Origin of the sequence: Campylobacter canadensis, assembly GCF_013177655.1 — a bacterium.
Taxonomy (GTDB): Bacteria; Campylobacterota; Campylobacteria; order Campylobacterales; family Campylobacteraceae; genus Campylobacter_E; species Campylobacter_E canadensis.
This window is the reverse complement of the sequence record NZ_CP035946.1, coordinates 692,413-715,029: the sequence shown is the minus strand read 5'-3', so window position 1 is coordinate 715,029 and position 22,617 is coordinate 692,413. Positions and strand designations below refer to the sequence as shown.

Genomic DNA, 22,617 nt, shown 5'->3' with positions numbered 1-22,617 from the left:
ACCTTTAAAAGGTTATGAATTAATATTTACAACTTCGGCTTTTTTATGAATTTGAGCCTTTATATTTTTTAAATAAAACACAGCAAAATTATCATCATTTGCGTTTTTAAACCTTGTTCTACCTTGATTAATATATTCTTGCTTAACCCTTAAATCATCGCTAAAAATTGCATCTGCATTAATTCTTATCCAAGAAAAATCACTAGCACAAACACAAATGCTAATTTTAGAATTTATTTTTAACTGCTCATACATTTTTTTGTCTTTATTCATACAGTAAAATATTTTTTCTTCATACAATAAAGCACTCGCAATTGGTCTTGAAATAGGAGTATTATCTATGCTAGTGCTTAGAATTTGTATATGATTATTTTTTAAAAATTCATAAATACTTATTATATCTTTCATATTTTTCCTTTGGCGGGTAGAGTGGGATTTGAACCCACGAAGGTTTTTGCCTTACACGCGTTCCAGGCGTGCTCTTTTAGCCACTCAGACACCTACCCTATTTTAATAACGAACAAGCTTGAAAATCTTTTATATTACAAGCTTCTTTTAAATATTTCACCATATATTTAGTATTATTTTGTGCTTTGTAAAAATTAAAAAGTTTTATGCAAGAATAAAAATCTTTTTTAGAGCAAGTTTTATCATAAAGCCTTAAAGAATCTTTATCTTTATTTGCTTGTTCTAAAGCTTGTGCTTGCAATCTACAAGCTGCAAAAGAATTTTTAACACAAGATTTACTTGAATATTTTATTGTATTTTCCGAATCTAAAATACTACTATAAATTTTAGCACTTTCATAACAAGAATGGTAATTTTTATCGCTTAAACATTGAGCATTTAATACTGATAAAGCGTCGTTTATATCTTTAGAATATCTAATTACAACACTAGTACAAGCTAAATGAAAATTATCCTTACATAAAGAAAATAAATCGCTCTTTGCATCGGCTTTTGAAGCACTAATAAAATAACAAGCTGCTTTATTTTTACTATCGCACAATGTTTGCATATAAGAATTTATAATTTTTGATTCTAAATTAAAAGTATAATTTTCTAAATTACTACAAGCTTTGTAATCATAATTTGAACATTTGTTTAAAGACTTAAGAAAATCATCAACCTTAGCTAATTCTAAAGCTTCATTAGCTGGAGAATTAGCGTATAAAAACATTGCACTAAATAGTAAAAATAATCTTTTCATTAATCTTGTATCCTATATTCATTTGGGTGATCTAGGGCGTATCTAAATTTATCCATATCAATTTGCTTATTCCATACAGCAACAATAACACAAGCTACTGAATTGCCACATAAATTTCCACAAGCTCTCATTTCACTCATAAACTTATCAACTCCTAATAAAATAGATACAGTAGCAACTGGAATTAAATCATTACCTAACGAAGATAGCGTTCCTGCTAAAACTATAAAACCGCTGCCAGTAACCCCTACTGCACCTTTTGAAGTAACCATTAATATAAGTAAAATAGTAATTTCTTGCCACAAAGATAAATCAATATTAAAAGCTTGTGCTAAAAAGATTACACATAAAGCTAAATATATATTAGTACAATCAAGATTAAAACTATAACCAGTAGGCAATACAAGTCCAACACAGGCCTTATCAACTCCTGCTTTTTCAAGTTTTTTCATTAATGGTAGTAAAGCACTTTCACTTGAAGAAGTTGTAAATACAATTAAAAGCTCCTTAGCAATAAAACGCATAAATTTAAAAATATTAATTTTAGCAAAAAAACAAATTAATCCTAAAATTCCAAAAATAAAAACTAAGCAAGAAATAAGCATTACAACTAATAAATAAACCATATTTTGCAAAGAAGAAATTCCGTATTTTTGCACCAAAAATGCCATTGCACCAAATGTTGCAAGCGGGCTAAAATACATTACAATAGTTAAGATTTTAAACACAAAAGCTTGTAAAACTTCTAAGGCTCTTTTAATGTAATTTCTATCATCTTCTTTTAAAGTCACAACTATAAAAGCTGTTATTAAAGCTATAAATAAAACTTGCAGTGTTTTACCTTCAGTAAATGGGCTTAAAATATCACTAGGAATAGCAGATTTTAATACTCCTAAAAATGAAGCACTATCAGAACTTGCAGCGCTTACATATTTTTCAACACTTTTTGCATCTAAACTTGTAGGGTCAAGATTAAGTCCAGCTCCAGGCTGTAAAACCCTTGCCATAAAAATACCTATCGCAAGAGCTAAGGTGCTTACAACTTCAAAATAAATCACTGCTTTAAGACCAATTGAGCCTACTTTTTTAATATCACCTAAACCAAGAATTCCTAAAATAATCATTACAAAAATAATAGGTCCAATAAGTAATTTTAATGCCTTAATAAAAATATCAATAAATACTTTAGACCATATTGCTAAATTATCTATCGCACCAATTTTAATAGGATTACAAGCACCAACAATTACACCTAAAATGAGACCTATAATTACCCAAAATACTAAACTTTTATAGATAGAAGTTTTCATATTGTTTCCTTTGTGTGTTAAAATTTATTTTATTTTAAAAATCTAAGGCAAAAAATCAAAGATTATTTAAAATAAAATACAATAAAAATCAAATCTTGTTACAAATTTACACAATAAAGGACAAATATGAGTTACAATGTTAGTATAAAAGATTACAATGAAAATAATTTTACCCTAGTTGATATTAGAACACAAGCAGAAATAAATGAATTTTATGTAAAAAATTCAAAACTTTTAGCATTAGATTTTAGTAATTTAGATTTAGCTTATATAAAAGATAAACTTTTATCCTTTAAAGAAGATAATAAAGAGATATTACTAATGTGTAGAAGTGGGGGTAGAAGTGAATATTTAACGCAAATTCTACTTAGCGATGGGGTAAATGTAAAGAATTTAGAAGGTGGAATTTTAGCATTTTTACAAGAAAAACCAGCTCTAATTTGTAAATAATGTTACTTTTTTACACTTTTTATAAAAAATACTTTAATTTTTATAAAAAATTTACTAATTATTTATTTTATTAAAATTTATAGATTTTTTACATAGTAATAATTATTATCAGTTTTATTTAAGTTTCTAAGTGTAAAATATTAACAAATTTTTTACAAGGAGAAACTTATGTCAGTTTTAGTAATAGGCGCTGATGAAATTACCCCTATAAAAGCTGTGTTGCATAATTTAGGTGCAAAAAGTATTACACATTGGGATGCTAGAAATGAAAATAGAGTTAATCGTCAAAGCATTCCTCAAGATACAAATTGTGTTGTAATGCTAACTAGTTTTTTAAACCACAATACTATGAAAAAAATTAAATCTCAAGCAAAAAAAAGAAATATTCCTTTAGTATGTGCAAAAAGGTCAGTAAGCTGTGTTTATTGCGAATACTGCAAAGTTTTAGGGATATCTTGTGAAAATAAATAATTCCTTTGGAGTTATTTATTTTTAATTAAAAATTCTACTTTTAATATTAAAATAATTACACAAATACGAAAATTACTAACATAATTAAAATTTTTATTCTTTTATTCTATTTTTAAAAAATATTAAAATTTTTTTATAATATTATTTTATAGTCTTATGTTTTATTATTTAAAAATCTTTTGCAAGCTCTAATTTCATACTTGTTTTAAGTATTTTAAAAAATATTAAATTCTTGCTTGTGAATTATTAAATTGCCACAAACAAGCTTAGTTTAAGCATAGCTTTTAACTAAAAATATTTCATCTACATCTATATTTGACTTTCTTAAAGTCTATAAAAATTAATTTTATGTTAAATTAATATTTTAACTTATAGAATTTTACTTGCTATAAAAAATAGTCTAAAACAAAGCTTAATTTTTTTAAAACTTTTTATTTGTTTTAAATCTTAAACTTTAAAGTGTAAAAAATTCTATTAAAGCTTATATTTAAGATAAAATCATATTAAAAATAATTTATTAAAGCTGTATTGAAACAAAAACTATTTGTATTACTGCAAGTATTTGTAAGCTAAAAACAACCATAAAGCAAGAAAATACTAATAAAATACAAGTAATAAAAAGTATAAATTTTACTTAAAAATAATAAAGTGATTTTCAATACTAAAAGCTAAATTCCAAAAACTAAACTTAGAAATAACTTAATTTTATTTTATTTTAAGTTTCAGCCACTCAAGCACAACTCAAGCACAACTCAAGCACAACTCAAGCACAACTCAAGCACAACTCAAGCACAACTCAAGCACAACTCAAGCACAACTCAAGCACAACTCAAGCACAACTCAAGCACAACTCAAGCACAACTCAAGCACAACTCAAGCACAACTCAAGCACAACTCAAGCACAACTCAAGCACAACTCAAGCACAACTCAAGCACAACTCAAGCACAACTCAAGCACAACTCAAGCACAACTCAAGCACAACTCAAGCACAACTCAAGCACAACTCAAGCACAACTCAAGCACAACTCAAGCACAACTCAAGCACAACTCAAGCACAACTCAAGCACAACTCAAGCACAACTCAAGCACAACTCAAGCACAACTCAAGCACAACTCAAGCACAACTCAAGCACAACTAAGCACAACTCAAGCACAACTCAAGCACAACTCAAGCACAACTCAAGCACAACTCAAGCACAACTAAGGCACAACTAAGGCACAACTCAAGCACAACTCAAGCACAACTCAAGCACAACTCAAGCACAACTAAGGCACAACTAAGGCACAACTCAAGCACAACTCAAGCACAACTCAAGCACAACTAAGGCACAACTAAGGCACAACTAAGGCACAACTCAAGCACAACTAAGGCACAACTAAGGCAGAACTAAGGCACAACTCAAGCACAACTCAAGCACAACTCAAGCACAACTCAAGCACAACTAAGGCACAACTAAGGCACAACTCAAGCACAACTAAGGCACAACTAAGGCAGAACTAAGGCAGAACTTTAAATAATAATGTATATATTGCACTCAAAATATCGCTATTTTTTAAAATACTTGATTTGAAAAAACGCTTAAAACTTTATATATTAGTATTTTAAACAGCTTTTAGAAGTATAAAATATCTATAAAAAGCATAAATATAATTCTCACAAAACGCACAAAATTAAATTAATACTGCAAAGTGATTGCAAAGCAAGAAAATAAAATCAAGCTTTAAAAGAATTTTAGTTAAAATTCTTTTTTACTAAGCTTTAAAATATCATCGCTATTTAACCTAAGCAAATGCCATTCATCTTGTATTTTTGCACCAATTCTATCATAATAATTAAGTGCTAAATCATTATCTTTTAAGCATACAAAATCAATCCTTGCTAAGTCATTTTCTACTGCAATTTGTGCTAAGCGTCTAAATAAATGACTAGCGATTTTTTTATTTCTAAATTCCTTTTTTACAAACAAATCTTCTAAATAAATTCCGCCCTTTGCTAAAAAAGTAGAAAAATTATAAAAATACAATGCCATAGCAGCTATTTTATTGTCATAATAAGCAAGCAAAACTTTAGCATATTTGTTTTCAAAAATATTTTTTCTTAATAAATCTTCATTAGCACTTACTAAATGGCTCATATTTTCATATTCGGCTAAATCTTTTATAAAATCTAAAATTATTGATACATCATTTACATTAGCTTCTTTTATTTTAATCATTTTTTATTCCTTTGTTCTAAAATAAATTTAAATACTTGTGCAACAGCACTCCACAGCGTTCTAGGAACTAAATCTCCTAACTCGCACTCTTTATATAAGGCTCTTGCTAATTGCCTATCTTCATAAATAGGTATATTATGCTCTTGTGCTATTTGTCTAATTTTAAAGGCAATATTATCAACACCTTTTGCTAAAATAATAGGTGCATCATGCTTTGATGAATCGTAAGCAATTGCTATGGAATAGTGCGTAGGATTAGTAATTACAACATCAGCGTTCGGCACATCGCTCATCATACGATTTTTTGCTGCTTGCATTTGCAATTGTCTAATTTTTGCCTTTATTTTTGGGTCTCCTTCCATTTGCTTGTATTCATCTTTAATTTCTTGCTTACTCATTCTAAGCCCTTTAAAATATTGAAAACGCACAATAAAAAAATCAAAAATAGCAAATACTAAAAAAGAAATAATCACAGCAGCAAATAAAATTATAAACTTGTCTTTTATCCAAGCTAGTTGTTTAAATAATGGTAAAATACTAATATGCTTTAATTCTGGTAAAAAACTATAAATAAAAAATCCAACAATAGCAAAAACCACAGATACTTTTAAAACAATCTTAACAAGCTCAATAAGTTTTTTCATAGAAATAATATTTTTAATCCCCTTTATTGGGTTTAATTTCCCAAAATTAGGCATTATTGGCTTTAAGGTAAAATTAAATCCAAATTGCAATACATTAGCAATAATACCGCTAATTGCTACTGCTAAAGCAATTGGTAAAATCATAAAACACATTTCTAATAAGGTTTTTATAGAAATTTTATACAAAAGTTTTATATCTAGTTCCTGCCCGATAAAACTTTGATAATAAATATATAAAGATGTAATTCTTTCTTTAAAAAAACCCAAGAACAATAAAATCGCTCCAAAAGCAACGCAAAGAGTTATCAAAGCTGCTACATCTTGGCTTTTAGCAACATTACCTTCTTTTCTGGCGTCTTCTATTTTTTTGTCGGTGGGTTCTTCGGTTTTTTCTGCATCATCAGCCATTGCTAGGTCTCATTGAAAAATCAAGCCAAATTGCATCATAAATAATGCAACCACTAGATATAGCATCAACTCCTGTTTTAGCATAAAAAATTATGTTATTTTCATTAATATTTCCACTAGCTTCTAATTTAATATGCCTTGCTTTTTCATTTCTTAATAAAACTGCATTTTTGCAAGTTTCATAATCCATATTATCAAGTAAAATAGCATTTATATCACATTCAAGTGCTTTTTTTACTTCATCAATAGTATCACATTCAATTTCAATTGGTGTATAAAATGGTATTTTTTTTCTAAGCTCTTTTACATATTCTTGCCAATTACTCACCCCTAAAAAATGAGTATCTTTTAGCATAATGCAATCATCAAGACCCATTCTATGGTTACTAGCTCCGCCGCAACGAACTGCATATTTTTCTAGCACCCTTAAGCCTGGTCTTGTTTTTCTAGTATCTAATAAAACTACATTATAATCTTTAATTAAAGACATCATATTGTGCGTTTTGCTTGCAATCCCACTTGCGTGTTGAATAAAATTTAAAATACTTCTTTCTGTTTTTAAAATTACTGATTTATTAGCTTTAAGATTTGCTAATTTTTGTCCTTTTTTAATAGTATCTTTATCTTTTACAAAAAGTTCATATTTAATATTATACATATTACAAATATATTTAAAATACTTCTCTCCTGCAAAAATTCCATCACTTTTACTCTTTATATCAACACTAATTACATCATCAAAAAGCTCTAATTTAGAAAATAAATCCCCTCTTCCTAAATCAATAGCTAGTTCTTTTTTAACAAGCTCAATTTCGCTTTCAATCATTTTTATAACTCCTTAAAAAATCTAAAAAAATATTTTTAAGTTCAAGCACTTCTTTAAAATTAACACTTTCATTTGCTGCGTGAATTTTATTATTTATTACTCCTAATTCACACACTTTTACACCGTATTGAGCTAAAAATCTAGCATCGCTTGTTCCACCCTTTGTATTTAAAGCTGCTTTTATATTTGCGACTTTTTCTACACTTTTTACTAAATTTTTAATCAAAGAATTATTAGTATCAGTAAAAAAAGGTATTGAACCTTGAGTTATTTTTAATTCATAATCAAGACCCTTTAAGTGTTTTAATAAATAATTTTCAAAATCCTGCTTTGTACTAAGAGTAGAATTTCTTACATTGCAATGAATATTAAATTCACTAGGAGTAACATTTTGCGCCCCTATTCCAGCACTAAGATTTAATACAACAATCTTGCTAGGTTCAAAAAATTCATTACCCTTATCTAAATCATATGCTGCAATTTTTTCTAAAAAACTAGCTCCTAAATGCACAGGATTTATACATTTACTAGGATATGCTGCATGCCCTTGAGTGCCTTTTATTTTAATGTAAGCGTGTATGCTTCCCCTTCTTCCAACTTTAATTGTATCAGCAAAAACATTTTCACTAGTTGGCTCGGCAACTATTGCAATATCTGGCATATCTTTTATATTTTCTAAAACATATTTTGTTCCATAAATAGCATCGCCTTCTTCATCAGAGGTTAAAATAACACTTATTTTTCTTATATCCTTGCTAAAATCTTTACATTCTTTAATAGCGCACAAAAATGCAGCTACTCCGCTTTTCATATCTTGAGTACCTCTTGCTATTATTAAATCATCTTTTATAGTAGGCTTAAAAGCATCATATTCCCAACCGTTTCCTGCTGGCACAACATCAATATGCCCACAAAAGGCTAAATGCACACCACTAGAATTTACTTCCTTGCTTAAAAGCAAATTACTAACATCATTTTTATTAAAATACTGAACATTAAAATCACTAAGAAATTCTTGTGCAATTTTTAAACAATTTGCTGCATTTGGAGTAACGCTCTCTTCACTTAATAAGCGTAAAAATAAGTCTTTAAGCATTATTTTCCTTAAAATTATAATATTCTAAATCAATTTCTTCTTCGCTAAAAGAAGGACTTGGTTTTCCTAAATAAAAGCCCTGAAATTCATCCACTCCGAGCTCTAAACATTTATTAAATATTTCTTCACTACTAACAAATTCTGCAACTGTTTTAATGCCTAAACTTTTTGTAAATAAAACTATGGTTTTTACAATCTGCACTGATTTTTCATTATCAATAATATCTTTAATAATGCTTCCATCAATTTTAATATAATCAGGCATTAATTCTAAAACATAAGCAAAATTAGAAAAACCACTACCAAAATCATCAATAGCAATCTTACAGCCTAAAGCCCTTGCCTTTAATAAAAATTCCATAATCTTTTTATCGTTTGCTATATTTTCATCTTCTAAAACTTCAATTACCAGCCTATCTGCTACCTTGGTTCTTCTTAATAAATTTATAATTTTGTTATTTTTAGCGACATCTTTCATATCTCTACCTGCAAGATTTACGCTTAAGCTAATATTTGGGTTTTCTTCAAGACTTTTAATAACCTTATTTATAATAAATTCCTCAATTATTTCATATTGCTTTGTTTTAATTGAAGTAGCTAAAAACATACCTGGAGTAATAATTTGCGTACCTTCACTTGTTTTATTGATAATTCTAACTAAAGATTCATATTTGGTAATATTTTTATTGCTATCAAAAATCGGCTGATAAAATGTAAAAATATTATCTCCGCTAATTGCACTTTGTATTAATTTTGCTGTGTTTAACTCTTCAATATACGATTGTTCTTCCATTAAAAATTGAGAATATGAAACAAAATTTTTATTATCTTTTTCTGCTCTTTTTAATGCTATGTAGGCTTTTTGAATTATGTTTTCTTTTTCTAAACTAAGACCTATTGTCGTTGTTAAAACCATTGAAATTATACTGCTATTATACTCAATGCTTATATCCTTTGTTTTTACAAGTTGCATTAGTTCTGCTATTAATTCCTCATATCTTTGCTCATCTTGGTCGTTATCTTCAATAAAAGCATAAACATCAAGTTCTGTTTTAAATAGCAATAAGTTATTTTCCTTAGCGTATTCATTAAATAAGATTGTAATTTGTTTAATTAAGCTAATTAGCGTATCTTCTGAAAAATAATCGCTTATTTTTCTAATTTCATCAATCTTAATTAAAATTAATTTTGGATTTTGCATAGATGAAATATTTTTTTCTAAACAATGTTTGTTTTTTAAACCTGTTATATTATCAACATTTGCTTCAGATTCTAGCTTTTGCATTTTTTTATTAAAGGTATTTAATGTTTTTGAATAAAGCTCTTCTAATTCTTGTTTTTGTTTATATAAAATAAAAATAAGTATAAAAAATATTATATTTAAAATTAAAGGAATATATATTTGATAAAGTCTTGAATCGCTAAGATGAATTTGCGTACTAAAACCTGCATAAATTTCATTATCTCTTAATTTATAAAATTTTATTTGAAATAAATGCGCATCAAGTTTTAAATAATCAAATAATTCTTTATTTTTCTTAAGAATTGTCATTTCTTGTTCATTTAAATCTGGGTTTTGACCATTTATAATTTTTACTTTACCATCACTAAGCTTAAAAGTACTAAGCTCTATTTCATTGCTAAGATTTGCTTGATTATATCTATTTTCAAGAGAGTAAAAAAAACTTTCAGAAAAAATTCTAATTGAATTCTTTGCACCAAAAAATAAATATATATTTAATAAAACAATAACAACTATCAAGGATAGTAAAATATTTTTTATATTATTAAACTTTTTTGCTTCCATAATTTCACCTATAATTTAATAATTTTTGCACCAAAACCACCCATATTTGCTGGTGCGTCGCTAAAAGACTTTATGCTTTTATGAGATTTTAAAAACTCTTTAACAGCATAAGCTAATTTACCTGTACCAATACCGTGATACACCATAACTTCATCAAATCCGCTGATTAAAGCATCGCTTATAAACTTATCAAGCTGCTCAATAGCTTCTTCACTTCTTAACCCGTGCAAATCTAATTTTACACTAGCATTTTTAACCGCTCTTTCATATTTAACTGTGCTTTCTTTTTTACTTGGACTTTTTGTATGATGGCTTAATTTGTTTAAATCAATCTTTAATGTTAAAAAATCATTTTCAACACTTGCAATATTTTTATTAATTGCAATTATTTTACCTTCTATATTTTCATACTTTACATAATCTCCTATTTTATATTCTTTAGATTTTATTTTTTCTTCTTTTATATTATTTTTAAGCTCGTTTGCTTTATTAATTTGCCTTTGTTTATCTTTTAAAGAAGAAAAGTCTAAAGTCTTTTTAGCAGCATTAATAGCTAAAAAATATTCATTTTCAAGCTCTTTTTTTCTTTTTAAATAATCATTTTGCAGTTTTTCTTCCTTGTCTTTTAACCTATCTAAAATGCTTTGTAATTTTTCTTCCTTTTTCTTTGTTTGTGTTAATTTAAATTTTAATTTTGCATCTAGTTCAAGATTTTTATTTAATAAATCATTTAAATTATTTTCATTTTCGCTTTGTAGCTTTCTAGCTTCATTTACAATATTTGGAGAAATCTTATACCTTAAAGCACTTTCATAAGCATAAGATTTACCTATAATTCCTTCTAAAAATTCATATTTTGGTCTTTGCTCTTTAATATCATATAAAGCAGCTAATAATTCTACATCATCACAACTTGCAAGCATAGCAGCTAGTCTTTTATGATGGGTTGTAATTATTATTTTTGCATTCTTTTTTAATTCATTTATTAAAACATAAAATAAATTTGAAGCTTCTTCAAAATCTGTTCCTAACTCAATCTCATCAATGCCTAAAAGATAATCTTTTTGAGAAAATAAAGCAGCAAAAGATTGCATTCTACCAGCAAAAGTTGATATATCGTTTTTAGAATTTTGTGGGTCTTCAATAATGCTTTCATAGCTTTTAAAAGAACTAATACTAGAATTATGAGTATCAATTTTCATAGGAATTAAATATTTTGCTAAAAACGATGCACTCATAATACTTTTTAAAAGCATAGATTTTCCACCAGCATTAACTCCAGTAATAATTAAAACCTGCTTAGAAAAATCTACACTAATTGGCTTTGCATTTTTAATTGCAGGATGATAAAATGATGATATTTTAATTTTTTTATCATTTTTACATTCAATAAATTCTAAATCCTTACTCTTAGCAAAAAATACCCTTGCTAAATATCCATCAATTAAAGAATACTCCTTGTCAATAAACCTTAAAAATAGCGTAAATTTACTCAAAATTGTAGAGAATTTGCAAGCATATTCATATTTAATTTCATCTTCTTGTTCTTGCAATCTTTTAATACCCTTTTTTAAATTATCAATTTCCAAAGGCACAACATAAAATCCACCGCCACTGCTTCTTGCAATAATGCTTGCTTTTAAGAATTTAGCAAAACCACCTCTTAACAATAAGCATTCTTGATTATTAATGTAATGAATTTGAGTATCAACTAAATATTCACTTAAATTTTTACTTTGCATAAGCAATCTTAATTGCTGATTAATATCTTGATTTAGTTGTTTTATTTTTTCATCAATATTAAGTAATCTTTCATCGCATTCGCTGTTAAATTCATCGTCTTTAAAATATTTTAAAATATCTTCAACTTCTTTAGCAATGACAAATTTATCAAAATATTTTTTTAATTCAAAACTAACACAACTTGATTTTAAATATTTAATATAAGAAATAATTTTTACAAATTCAGCAAGCTCTTCAAGGTGTAAAATTCCTTTTTTTTCAAGATGCAAAATCGCTGTATTTAAAAGTTTTGTTTTTTTAGGATATTTTAAATCTAACTCGCATAATTCATTTATTCTTTTATAATGCAAAGAGCTATCTCCTTGCAAGAATAATTGTGCGTCTCTTGAAAAAAAAGAATAAAATTCTTCTAAATAATCGTCTAAATCTAGTTTTAACTTATTCATTAAAAAACTCACTAATTTTATTTATCATTACTTTTTCATCACTTATTTTATTTATTGCATTTCTAAATTCACTAGCGTTTGGCATTGCTTTTGAATACTCATGCAAATGTTTTCTAAAAATAGAACTTGCTTTATCATTATAGATTTCACGCATTTTTTCAAAATGATATAAAATAATTTCTTTTTTACTAACATCTTTTTTATTTTGTTTAATTTGTGAAAAAATCCACGGCTCACCGATACAAGCACGACCAATCATAAGTCCATCTGCTTTTGTAATTTCAAGTATTTGCTTGTGGTTATCGTAATTTATATTTCCATTTGCAATTATTTTTGTATTTGATAATTCTTTTGCTTTTTTTATCGCATTATAATTTAAATTATTATTGTATAAATCCTTTCTAGTTCTTGCGTGAATACTTATATAATCAAGCTCAAAATCATTTAAAACAGGAATAATAGTTTCAATTTCATCTTTATTAAAACCTATTCTGATTTTTATACTTGTACTTGCTTTTTTGTTATTTTCTTTAATTGCTGATAGAATTTTTTTTAACTTTTCTAAATCGTTTAAAAGTGCTGAACCTGCATTTTGTTTTATAACTTTATTAACAGGACAGCCACAGTTTAAATCAATCCCATCAACATAATCAAGCTCATTAATAAGCAAAACTGCTTTTTTAATAATTTCTTCATCGCTACCTGCAATTTGTACTACAAAAGGTTTTTCGCTCTCTGATTTTTTAAGCATTGTAAGTGTCTTTTTACATTCATACACTAAAGCATTTGAGCTTATCATTTCAGATGTAGTAACATCACAACCAAATTTCTTAACCACGCTCCTAAAAGCAAGGTCGCTAAAACCCGCCATTGGAGCTAAAAACAATGGATTAGTAAATGATTCTATCCACTTCATACTTTTTATTATTATCCTTTAAAAATACTAAAATTTTAAAATCTTCGCACTCATCTTCATAATGCAATTTTTCTCTTAATTCCTCGTATAATGATAATTTAGCAAGTATGTAAAAATAAGCTCTTTTAAGCTTATCATTATCATTATAAAGTTTAAAAAATATAGCCTTTATACTTTCTGGCTCAATTAAATTTATACTTTGTTTAGCAATCTTTAAATAATCATCGCTACTTAAATTAGTATTATTGATTAAAACTTCAAATTCTGCATTACTAAGCTTAATATCATCATTAGCAAATCTTTGAATGATATTTAAAATATCTTCAGCGCTTTTTTGAATTCTTAATTGTTTAATGCTTGCGTAAGTATCGTGCAAAATTACATTTTTATAAGCTGCTAATGTTATTTCATCATCAATTTCATTTTTAGCTCTTAAGTAATTATTAGCATAATTTAAATCACTATTTACAACATTTATTTGATTGCTTACATAAAGTGGATTATTCTTTGCTAGTTTATAAACTTTTAAATCAACTACTTTACCTTGCTTGATATTTGCTATTGTTGCTAGAATTTCACTTATTTTATCGCTACTTAAATCATTTTGTTGTAAAAAAACTTTTTTTAATTTTCTAGCATTTTCTTTAAAAATATTTGTTGAAAAATTAATTTTACTTTCTTTATTTAACAATAAATCTTGCATTAAAAGTTCAAATTTTTCACTATCTTTTTTTAACCTTCTTTTTTCAAAGCCATCTGTTAAGTTTGCAAAAAAAGTAAAAATAATTACAAGCATAATAAACACAATCTGAGGTGCTAAAACAAATGCAGCAATAGGATAAGATAGTTCTTTAGAATAAAAATACAAATCTATATTTATACTTATAACATCAGTAAAAGTACTATGAAAAAATAAAAATAAACAAGCTACAACAATGATTAAATACATACAAGAATAAACAATAAATTGTTTTGTTTTCATAATTCTCCTTTATTTATGATATGGGTGATTGCTATTTATACACAAAGCACGATAAATTTGTTCTAGCAAAAAAATTCTAGCTAATTCGTGAGTAGTTGTAAGCTTACTTAAACTTATGCAAACATCACATTTATCTTTAAAACTATCACTAAGGCCATAAGCACCGCCAATAAAAAAACTACACTCTTGTTTATCGCTTAATAATTTTGCAAATTCAAAACTATTAAGCTCTTTAGCTTCTTCGCTAAGTGCTATGCTAAAAGATTTTTTGCTTGATTGTAAATAAATGTTTTCATATTCACTTTGCGCTATTTTTTCATTTTGACTTTGTGCATTAGCGATTTTTTTATTAAAACAATTATTTGACGAAAAAGCTACAAGTGTTAAAAGAAGTTTTTCATACTTCTTTTCCAACTCACTTTTATTTTTATCCTTTTGAATATAAAAAATATTTATTTTCATTTAAAATATTCTAAGAAATTAGCTATAAAATCTTTTTGCTCACTTCTTTTTACTATTGCATCTAATAACCCGTGTTCAAGTAAAAATTCAGCACTTTGAAAGCCTTCTGGTAATTCAGCACCAATAGTTTGCTTAATAACCCTAGCCCCAGCAAATCCAATTTGCGCCATAGGTTCAGCAATAACTAAATCACCAAGCCAAGCAAAAGAAGCACTTACTCCACCAAAAGTAGGATTTGTAAGTAAAGAAATATAAGGTAATCTTTCTTGCGCTAAAAGTTTTAAAGCTGCTGATGTTTTTGCCATTTGCATTAAAGAATATGTACTTTCTTGCATTCTAGCTCCACCACTTGCACTAATTATTATTAAACCTTCTTTTTTCATAATCGCTCTTTGCACGGCACGATTAATCTTTTCACCTTCAACAGAACCTAAAGAGCCACCCATAAAAGAAAAATCAAATACACATAATTGTGCGCCTATTCCGTTTATTTTACACTCTCCACTAATAATTGCTGAATATCTTCCTGTTTTTTCTTCACTTTCGCTTAAACGCTTTTTGTAGCTTTTAGAATCAACAAATTTAAGTGGGTCATTTGCTCTTAAATTATTATCAAATTCTACAAAACTACCTTCATCAACAAGCATATTTATTCTTTCTTGCGGACTAAGTTTCATATGCAAACCACATTTAGGGCATACATTAAAACAAACTGTAACTTCTTTATAATACATAAGTGAATGACAATTATCACATTTTACCCAATGGTTTGGTGCTTCATTTGGTTTGCTTTGTGTTTTTCTAATTTTAAATATGTCAGCAAAACTCATTTTTTACTCCTTAAAATTGACTTCCGATACTAAATTCAAATACATTTGTTTCATCGCCTGCTTTTTTCTTAATTGGCTTAGAGAATATGAAATTAAGCGGCCCTAAAGGCGTATTCCAATCAAGACTTATACCTGTACTTTGCCTTTTAATCTCACTTAAATTCTTTTTACCTATCATACCAAAATCATAAAAAATCGATGCTCTAAGCTTTAGTTTATCACTAATAGGAAAATTAATCTCAACACTATTATTAAAACTTATATTACCGCCACTATCATAAGTACAAAGACCAGATGAGCAACTATACCTGCCCTTAGGGCTTACTGTACTGCTTTCATAACCTCTAATACTGCTTACTCCGCCTAAATATAATCTTGAGTTTATTGGAACTTCTTTTGTATTAAATAATTTCTTAAATGAAGCTCTATATCTTAAAATAACATCAATATCATAATTATCTAAAAAGCCATAAAAAGCTTTAAAATCTGTGCTTAATCTTTGATATTTTGCATCTCCGCCAAGACCTGTATATGAAAAAGCTAATTTTGCAAAAATACCTCTTCTAGGTAAATAATAATCATCAGTGCTATCATAGTAAATATATGGTGTTATTGTTGAATATAATTTTCTTCCTTCTGTTTCTTCAGGTAAAAAAACATTCTCATATAATTTTAAAGAAGTTTGCTCTAAATTATATGCAATACCAGCACCTAAATGTCTTGTAATATCTCTACTTAAATCTAAATCAAAACCCTTACTTTTTTCTTCATACGAAAGCCAATCGTGAGTGTAGCTATATAAACTACCACCTAAAGCAAATCTACTATCAAAAATTCTAGGGTTTTTTAAGAAAATTCTTCCTGTTAATTCTTTGTTACTACGCTCAAGATTAATACCACCATAAAGTCCAGAACCTAAAATATTTCTATCACTAACACTAGCATTTACTAAAAATCCATCAGAAGTGCTATATCCTATCCCGCCTGATATTGAGCCTGTTGATTGCTCTTTTACTTCTACTAATAAATCAAGCTCATTTGAACTTACAGCGCTTGGTGTTATATTTACATTTTCAAAATAACCTGTTTTTTTAAGAGAAATTACACTATCATCTAAGTCTGTTTTATTAAACTGCATACCTTCTGTTAAATAAAGTTCTCTTCTAATTATTTTATCTAAAGACTTATCATTTCCACTTATAATAACATTTTTTATTTTATATTTGTTACCAAGCTCAATATCAAAAACCAAAGATAAAGTTTGCGCATCATCATTTTTATTAAATTTAGGCTCAACCTGTGCAAAAGCATAACCTAAGTCTTGATATATCTTTTTAATATATTCAATATCTATTCTTACTTTTTCAGAATTTACATATTTACCCTTAGTACTTTTTAAATCTGAAATATCAATTTTTACTTCTTTTAAAGGGTTATTTATTTTAATATCATCAATTTTATATCTATTACCTTCTTTAATATAATAACTTAATTGTGCTGTATAATTTTGCATACTAGCAAGCAAAAAAGCATTTGAAACCTGTGCGTCTAAATAACCTTTTTTTAAATATTCTTCTTTTATTCTTAGTGGGTCGTTTATTAATTCTAAAGTCTTTAATTCCCCATCATTAAAGCCCCAAAACCAACCTAAAAATTCTTTTTCTTTATTAGCAATTACAGGTTCAAAGTTAGAATATTTTAATTTTTTTGCACCAACTAAATTGATTTTATTAATTACTATTTTTTCACCTCTATTTATATTAAATTCTAAAACTAAGGCGTTATTTTCAAGCTTTTTATTATCAACCTCAATCACTGTATCATAAAAGCTTCTTGATTGATAATACAAAGAAATTCTTTCTTTAGCTTCTTCTATATTTTTTTCATCGTAAGCTTGACCTTTTTTAATATTTATTAGATTTTGAATTTGCTTTTTGTCGTTTGACGGGACACCTTTTATATCTATTTTTGCTATAAATGGCTTTTCTAAAACATCAAAAATCAACTTTGAATCACTAAATTTTACACTAATGTTGTCAAAAAAACCATAAGAAAATAATTTTTTTACAGCATTATTTATATTATTTTCATCAACTTCATCACCGATTTTTATACCACTATTACTTAAAGCTTGTTCGCTAGAAAGGTGCATAAGCCCATTAAATTCTACCTCTTTAATAATATCCGTAGCAAATAAATTAAAACATAATAAAGATAAACATATTGACTTTTTATTCATAAATTATAAATTCCTAAAAAAAATTGAATTGAAAATACTAACCAAAAAGGGTTAATTAATTTTTTCAATCTCAATTAAAGCTTTATCAAGAATTTCTCCAATTGGTGCTGAAATTTCAATATTTATAACCCTATCTTCGTCTTTAGGAAATTCTAAAGTATCAAATTGAGATTGAATCATATTTTCTTTCATATAATGACCACTTCTTTTACTCATTCTTTGTTTTATCAAATCTATATCTCCATACAAATGCACAAAGATTACATTTTTACACGATGAACGAATATAATCTCTATATTTTTTCTTTAAAGCAGAACAGGCAATTACCATAGAAGTATGCCTTCTTTGAATAGAATAAAAAACATCATTAATTCTTTCTAGCCAAGGCATTCTATCATCATCGTTTAATGCAATTGCATTTTGCATTTTTTCAATATTTGCTCTAGGATGCAAATCATCAGCATCAATAAAATTACTACCAATATTTTGTGCTAAAAGCTTTGATATCGTGCTTTTTCCACTGCCACAAACACCCATTACTACAATACAATATTCTTTCATTAATAATTCCTAAAATTTATTTTAAATTAATTTTAAAAATTGTATTATGCAATAAAGGAGAAAATATGGCAAGTACTTTTTATTTATTATCAATAGCTTTAATTGCTGTTATTATTTTATTAATTTTAATAATGAAATTTAAAATTCATTCTTTTATTTCATTAATAATTGTTAGTTTATTTACAGCATTTGCAACAAGAATTCCAACAGATAAAATCTTAGAAATTATTCTTAGTGGTTTTGGTAATACTCTTGCTTCAGTAGCATTATTAGTTGGTTTAGGCGCTATGATAGGTAAGATTATTGAAAGCTCAGGTGGTGCTTTAGTCTTAGCAAATACCTTAATCAATAAATTTGGAGAAGATAAAGCTCCACTTGCTTTAGGCGTAGCTTCTTTAATATTCGCCTTTCCTATATTTTTTGATGCAGGGCTTATTGTTATGTTACCAATAATTATAAGCATTGCAAAAAAATTAAAAGCAAATTTATTAGTTTATGCACTTCCTAGCATTGGTGCTTTTTCTGTTATGCATATTTATCTGCCACCACACCCAGGTCCTGTAGCTGCAGCCCAATTAATTGGAGCAAACATAGGTTATGTTGTTATAGTTGGATTAATCATTGCTTTAATTACTTGGTATTTTTCTTCATATTTGTTTGGAACAATAGTTGGAGCAAAATTTAATATTCAAATTCCTACATTATTTAGCGATGAAGAACATTTAAATATTAAACCTAAATTTTTTACAATTACTTGCATATTATTAACTCCTGTGATTTTAATTTTTATAAATGCAACAATTTCTAGCTTAATAAAATTAAAAATTGTACAAGCAAACGAATTTTTAAATATTTTACTTTTAATAGGTCAAACTCAAATAGCATTATTGATTACACTAATTTTATGTATTGTCATTTTTTATAAAGATTTTGGTGCAAAAAAATTAGAAAACTTATGTGAAAAAAGCCTACCTGCTATCTGCTCAGTAGTTTTAGTTACTGGTGCTGGTGGTATGTTTGGCTCTATACTAAAATACTCTGGAATTGGACAAGCTTTAGCTGATAAATTAAACGAATTATCTATTCCTATTTTATTAGCATCATTTTTAATAGCTGCTTGTATTCGTATTGCTCAAGGTTCAGCAACTGTTGCTCTTACAACTACAGCAAGTTTAATCGCACCTACTGTTTTATCGCTTGAATTAAGTGAATTGCAAAATGTGTGTATAGTATTAGCAATCGCTAGTGGTAGTGTTGTCTGTTCGCACTTTAATGATTCTGGTTTTTGGCTTGTAAAAGGTTTGTTTAATTTAGATGAAAAAACAACTTTAAAAACTTGGACAATACTTGAAACATTAATCGGTGTAATAGGCTTTTTATTAACATCAATCTTGTATTTGTTTGCATAAATTTTAAGTTATTTTTAAGTAGATATTTACTATTATTTGTGATTTAATCAAGCAAAAACTAAGGAGATATAATGAAAATTTCAAACAAGCTATCGCTTTGTATTTTAATTGGTTTATTTATCTTATCTTTGTGTCTTGTTTTAATTTCAAATTCAGGATTAAAAAAGATAAGCTATATATCACACAATACTATTAGCACAATGGCGCAAGATGATGCTAAATCAACTGCAAAAAGTGTTGTTTTAGGTTTTTATACTTTTTCACAAGCTTTATATAAAGACTTTGTAAAAAGCGGTGATAGTAAAGAAGATGCCTATGAAAGCATTGTAGAATATTTAAGAAATGTAAATCTACATAATCCAACAATTAGATTTTTTGCAATAAATTCTAAAGGTGATTACATTGTACACTATCAACCAGAAAAAGTTGGTAAAAATTATCTTTCAGCAAAAGATGATAAAAATGAAAGCTATATGCAAAAATTTATAGATAACGCAAAAGATGATACTAGCTTTACAGAAGTTAGTTTTTTTGATGATATTGCTAAAAAAACTAGAAATATCATAACTTTTACAAAAAAAGATGATAATTTTGATTTAATTTATGGTTGCACTATTGATATGAATGCTACATTGCAGCATATAGAAGAACTATCAAAAGAAACATTAGATACAATTGAAAGCTCAAATATATTATTTATATCTTCAGCAATAATCCTTTCAATAATAATCCTAATAGCTATGATTATCTTTGTAATCAAGCAAGTTTCAAACCCACTAAACGCACTTACAAACAAATCAATTGAACTAAGCAGCGGAGATGGGGATTTAACCAAAAAACTAGAAGTAAAAGGCAAAGATGAAATAGCACAAGCTTCAATGGCAATTAATGAATTCTTAGAAAAAGTAAGAGTATTAATAGCACAAGCAAAAGATATCTCAAATGAAAACGCATCAATTGCAAATGAATTAAGCCATACTTCTATGCAAACAGGAAAGCGTGCTGAAGAAGGCTCAATTACTATTAATGAAGTAGCAAGCAAAGGAGCAAATACTAAGGGCAATCTTGATGTAGGCGTAAAACAAGCTCAAAAAGGTAAAGAAGAATTACAAAACGCTTCTAAATATATCATTGAAGCAAACAATGCTATTAACCAACTTACAAATCAAATCAATCACAGTGCTTCAACTGAAAGTGAATTAGCAAGTAAGATAGAACAACTTAGCCGTGATGCTGATAATGTAAAATCTATTTTAGAAATTATTAATGATGTGGCTGATCAGACTAATTTATTAGCTTTAAATGCAGCTATTGAAGCAGCTCGTGCAGGAGAACATGGTCGTGGCTTTGCAGTTGTGGCTGATGAAGTAAGAAGTCTTGCAGAAAGAACACAAAAAAGCTTAAGTGAAATTAATGCAACTATTAGCGTAATTGTTCAAGGTATTAAAGATGCAAGTGAGCAAATGAGTAATAATTCTAAAGAAATTAGCAATCTAACAAGCGTTGCATCAAATACTCAAAACACAATCAATGAAATGGGTAAGATAATGAGCGAAGCTGTTAAGATAAGCGAAGGAACTGTAAGTGATTATATTAACACAAGTAAAGATATGAGCTTAATCTTAGATGGTGTAAATAATATGAACACAATTACAAATGAAAACGCAAGAAGCGTTGAAGAAATAGCAGGAGCTGCAAACCATTTAAGTGAAATGACTGAAAATCTTAACAAAAAGCTAAATGAATTTAGAACTTGATTTTAAATTCTAAAAACCTAGCTTAGGCAATAAGTGCTTAGGCTGGGTTGTTTTTTTAATTAAGATTATTTTTAGACTTAGAAATTATCATCACTGAAAGTATCGTTATAATTTAAAGAATAATCATTATTTGTATTTAAATCATCAAAATCTGAATTAAAATTAGCACCTATAGTATTACTTACTGCGTTAATATTAGTATTTGTGTAATTATTTTTTCTTACTTCATATAGTGGGTTTAAACTTGTATTATGATAAATATTAGCAGGATTATTTATAATATCAACTAAATCAATAGAAGTATTTTTATCATTAAAAGAAAAAATATTTGTAAAAAATCTTTTTATATTCATTAAACTTCCTTTATTTTAATTTTTCTAATTATATTTATTTATAGTATGAAAATTTTTTACCTAAAAACAATTATATTTAGTTAATATATTTTTAAGGAGTTAAAATGAATAATAAAAAAAGTTTTAAATTTTTAAATATGGTTGATGTATCTTTCTTTTTATTTTTATGTTTGTATATTAGCATTGACCCTTATAAAAACGGGATTAATGCTAGCAATATAGCTGCTTTTTTACCAACTTTGGTTGTTTTACTTCTTATGGTTCATAAAAATATGAAAGAAGAAAACATAAATAAATTACAAGAAAAAATAAAAGAACAAGAAGAATTATTAAATAAATTACAAGAAAAAAAGAAAAATAAATAAAAATATATTTTCAGTAATTTAAAAGATAATTATTTTATTTAAAAATAATAAAAAAGCATTTGCTTAATAAATATCAATATTTGTAACAAAATAACTAAAAAATTAATCTTGTATC

20 protein-coding genes, 1 tRNA gene and 2 pseudogenes are annotated in these 22,617 nt (G+C 27.0%); 6 read left to right on the top strand and 17 right to left on the bottom strand.

Annotated elements, in window-relative coordinates:
* Positions 1-12 precede the first annotated feature (12 nt).
* From CCANL266_RS03380 to CCANL266_RS03365, 4 genes are all read right to left on the bottom strand, one after another.
* Positions 13-408 carry a pyridoxamine 5'-phosphate oxidase family protein gene (locus CCANL266_RS03380; RefSeq protein WP_172231356.1) on the bottom strand — a complete coding sequence of 132 codons (396 nt, stop codon included), beginning with the start codon at positions 406-408 and terminating at the stop codon, positions 13-15.
* Positions 409-418: 10 nt separating this feature from the next.
* Positions 419-506 (bottom strand) — tRNA-Ser (locus CCANL266_RS03375).
* Positions 506-1,210, bottom strand: a complete 705-nt coding sequence (locus CCANL266_RS03370) for a hypothetical protein (RefSeq protein WP_172231353.1) — start codon at positions 1,208-1,210, stop codon at positions 506-508. The genes CCANL266_RS03375 and CCANL266_RS03370 overlap by 1 nt, the downstream gene beginning before the upstream one ends.
* The gene (locus CCANL266_RS03365) at positions 1,210-2,520 is read right to left on the bottom strand and encodes a cation:dicarboxylate symporter family transporter (RefSeq protein WP_172231350.1); all 1,311 of its coding nucleotides are present in this window, start codon (positions 2,518-2,520) and stop codon (positions 1,210-1,212) included. Before CCANL266_RS03365 ends, CCANL266_RS03370 begins: the two co-directional genes overlap by 1 nt.
* A gap of 126 nt (positions 2,521-2,646) precedes the next feature.
* On the opposite strand from CCANL266_RS03365, the gene CCANL266_RS03360 reads away from it, so the two are divergent.
* On the top strand, positions 2,647-2,970 hold the full coding sequence (locus tag CCANL266_RS03360) for a rhodanese-like domain-containing protein (RefSeq protein WP_172231347.1): 324 nt from the start codon (positions 2,647-2,649) through the stop codon (positions 2,968-2,970).
* 168 nt (positions 2,971-3,138) lie between these two features.
* Positions 3,139-3,441, top strand: a complete 303-nt coding sequence (locus CCANL266_RS03355; RefSeq protein WP_172231345.1) for a DUF2325 domain-containing protein — start codon at positions 3,139-3,141, stop codon at positions 3,439-3,441.
* Between the two features lie 1,737 nt (positions 3,442-5,178).
* Here the strand turns inward: CCANL266_RS03355 and CCANL266_RS03350 are convergent.
* From CCANL266_RS03350 to CCANL266_RS03295, 12 genes are read right to left on the bottom strand one after another with little or no spacing between them, the layout of a single operon-like run.
* A complete protein-coding gene (locus CCANL266_RS03350) occupies positions 5,179-5,658 on the bottom strand; it encodes a GNAT family N-acetyltransferase (RefSeq protein ID WP_172231342.1) in 480 nt (159 codons plus the stop codon).
* Entirely contained in the window at positions 5,655-6,710 is a 1,056-nt protein-coding gene (flhB, locus tag CCANL266_RS03345; protein ID WP_172231339.1) for a flagellar biosynthesis protein FlhB, read from the bottom strand. Before flhB ends, CCANL266_RS03350 begins: the two co-directional genes overlap by 4 nt.
* Positions 6,703-7,536 carry a carboxylating nicotinate-nucleotide diphosphorylase gene (nadC, locus tag CCANL266_RS03340; protein WP_172231336.1) on the bottom strand — a complete coding sequence of 278 codons (834 nt, stop codon included), beginning with the start codon at positions 7,534-7,536 and terminating at the stop codon, positions 6,703-6,705. Before nadC ends, flhB begins: the two co-directional genes overlap by 8 nt.
* Positions 7,529-8,632 (bottom strand): succinyl-diaminopimelate desuccinylase, encoded by a 1,104-nt coding sequence (gene dapE / locus CCANL266_RS03335; RefSeq protein WP_172231333.1) that lies wholly within the window; start codon positions 8,630-8,632, stop codon positions 7,529-7,531. The genes nadC and dapE overlap by 8 nt, the downstream gene beginning before the upstream one ends.
* Entirely contained in the window at positions 8,625-10,439 is a 1,815-nt protein-coding gene (locus tag CCANL266_RS03330; protein WP_172231330.1) for an EAL domain-containing protein, read from the bottom strand. The genes dapE and CCANL266_RS03330 overlap by 8 nt, the downstream gene beginning before the upstream one ends.
* Before the next feature lie 8 nt (positions 10,440-10,447).
* A complete protein-coding gene (locus CCANL266_RS03325) occupies positions 10,448-12,628 on the bottom strand; it encodes an endonuclease MutS2 (protein ID WP_172231327.1) in 2,181 nt (726 codons plus the stop codon).
* A complete protein-coding gene (locus tag CCANL266_RS03320; protein ID WP_172231324.1) occupies positions 12,621-13,544 on the bottom strand; it encodes a tRNA dihydrouridine synthase in 924 nt (307 codons plus the stop codon). The genes CCANL266_RS03325 and CCANL266_RS03320 overlap by 8 nt, the downstream gene beginning before the upstream one ends.
* Complete coding sequence (locus CCANL266_RS03315) at positions 13,519-14,526, bottom strand: hypothetical protein (RefSeq protein ID WP_172231321.1); 1,008 nt, start codon at positions 14,524-14,526, stop codon at positions 13,519-13,521. Before CCANL266_RS03315 ends, CCANL266_RS03320 begins: the two co-directional genes overlap by 26 nt.
* A gap of 9 nt (positions 14,527-14,535) precedes the next feature.
* Positions 14,536-14,988 (bottom strand): 23S rRNA (pseudouridine(1915)-N(3))-methyltransferase RlmH, encoded by a 453-nt coding sequence (locus CCANL266_RS03310; RefSeq protein ID WP_172231318.1) that lies wholly within the window; start codon positions 14,986-14,988, stop codon positions 14,536-14,538.
* The gene (gene accD, locus CCANL266_RS03305; RefSeq protein WP_172231315.1) at positions 14,985-15,818 is read right to left on the bottom strand and encodes an acetyl-CoA carboxylase, carboxyltransferase subunit beta; all 834 of its coding nucleotides are present in this window, start codon (positions 15,816-15,818) and stop codon (positions 14,985-14,987) included. The genes CCANL266_RS03310 and accD overlap by 4 nt, the downstream gene beginning before the upstream one ends.
* Positions 15,819-15,828: 10 nt before the next feature.
* Positions 15,829-18,057 (bottom strand): outer membrane protein assembly factor BamA, encoded by a 2,229-nt coding sequence (gene bamA, locus CCANL266_RS03300; protein ID WP_172231312.1) that lies wholly within the window; start codon positions 18,055-18,057, stop codon positions 15,829-15,831.
* 51 nt (positions 18,058-18,108) lie between these two features.
* Positions 18,109-18,618 carry a gluconokinase gene (locus tag CCANL266_RS03295; RefSeq protein ID WP_172231309.1) on the bottom strand — a complete coding sequence of 170 codons (510 nt, stop codon included), beginning with the start codon at positions 18,616-18,618 and terminating at the stop codon, positions 18,109-18,111.
* Between the two features lie 65 nt (positions 18,619-18,683).
* Here CCANL266_RS03295 and CCANL266_RS03290 point away from each other — a divergent pair, with 65 nt between their 5' ends.
* The 3 genes and pseudogenes from CCANL266_RS03290 to CCANL266_RS09800 form a co-directional block, all read left to right on the top strand.
* Complete coding sequence (locus CCANL266_RS03290; RefSeq protein WP_172231306.1) at positions 18,684-20,027, top strand: GntP family permease; 1,344 nt, start codon at positions 18,684-18,686, stop codon at positions 20,025-20,027.
* Positions 20,028-20,098: 71 nt separating this feature from the next.
* A pseudogene (locus CCANL266_RS09805) lies at positions 20,099-20,878 on the top strand (cache domain-containing protein); the annotation flags it as partial.
* 402 nt (positions 20,879-21,280) lie between these two features.
* Positions 21,281-21,784: pseudogene (locus tag CCANL266_RS09800) on the top strand (methyl-accepting chemotaxis protein); the annotation flags it as partial.
* A gap of 77 nt (positions 21,785-21,861) precedes the next feature.
* On the opposite strand, the gene CCANL266_RS03280 reads toward CCANL266_RS09800, so the two are convergent.
* Positions 21,862-22,137: a hypothetical protein gene (locus CCANL266_RS03280; protein ID WP_172231300.1), complete on the bottom strand. Its 276-nt coding sequence runs from the start codon at positions 22,135-22,137 to the stop codon at positions 21,862-21,864.
* A 104-nt stretch (positions 22,138-22,241) separates the two neighbouring features.
* Between CCANL266_RS03280 and CCANL266_RS03275 the strand changes: the two genes are divergently transcribed.
* On the top strand, positions 22,242-22,502 hold the full coding sequence (locus CCANL266_RS03275) for a hypothetical protein (protein ID WP_172231297.1): 261 nt from the start codon (positions 22,242-22,244) through the stop codon (positions 22,500-22,502).
* The last annotated feature ends 115 nt before the right edge of the window (positions 22,503-22,617 follow it).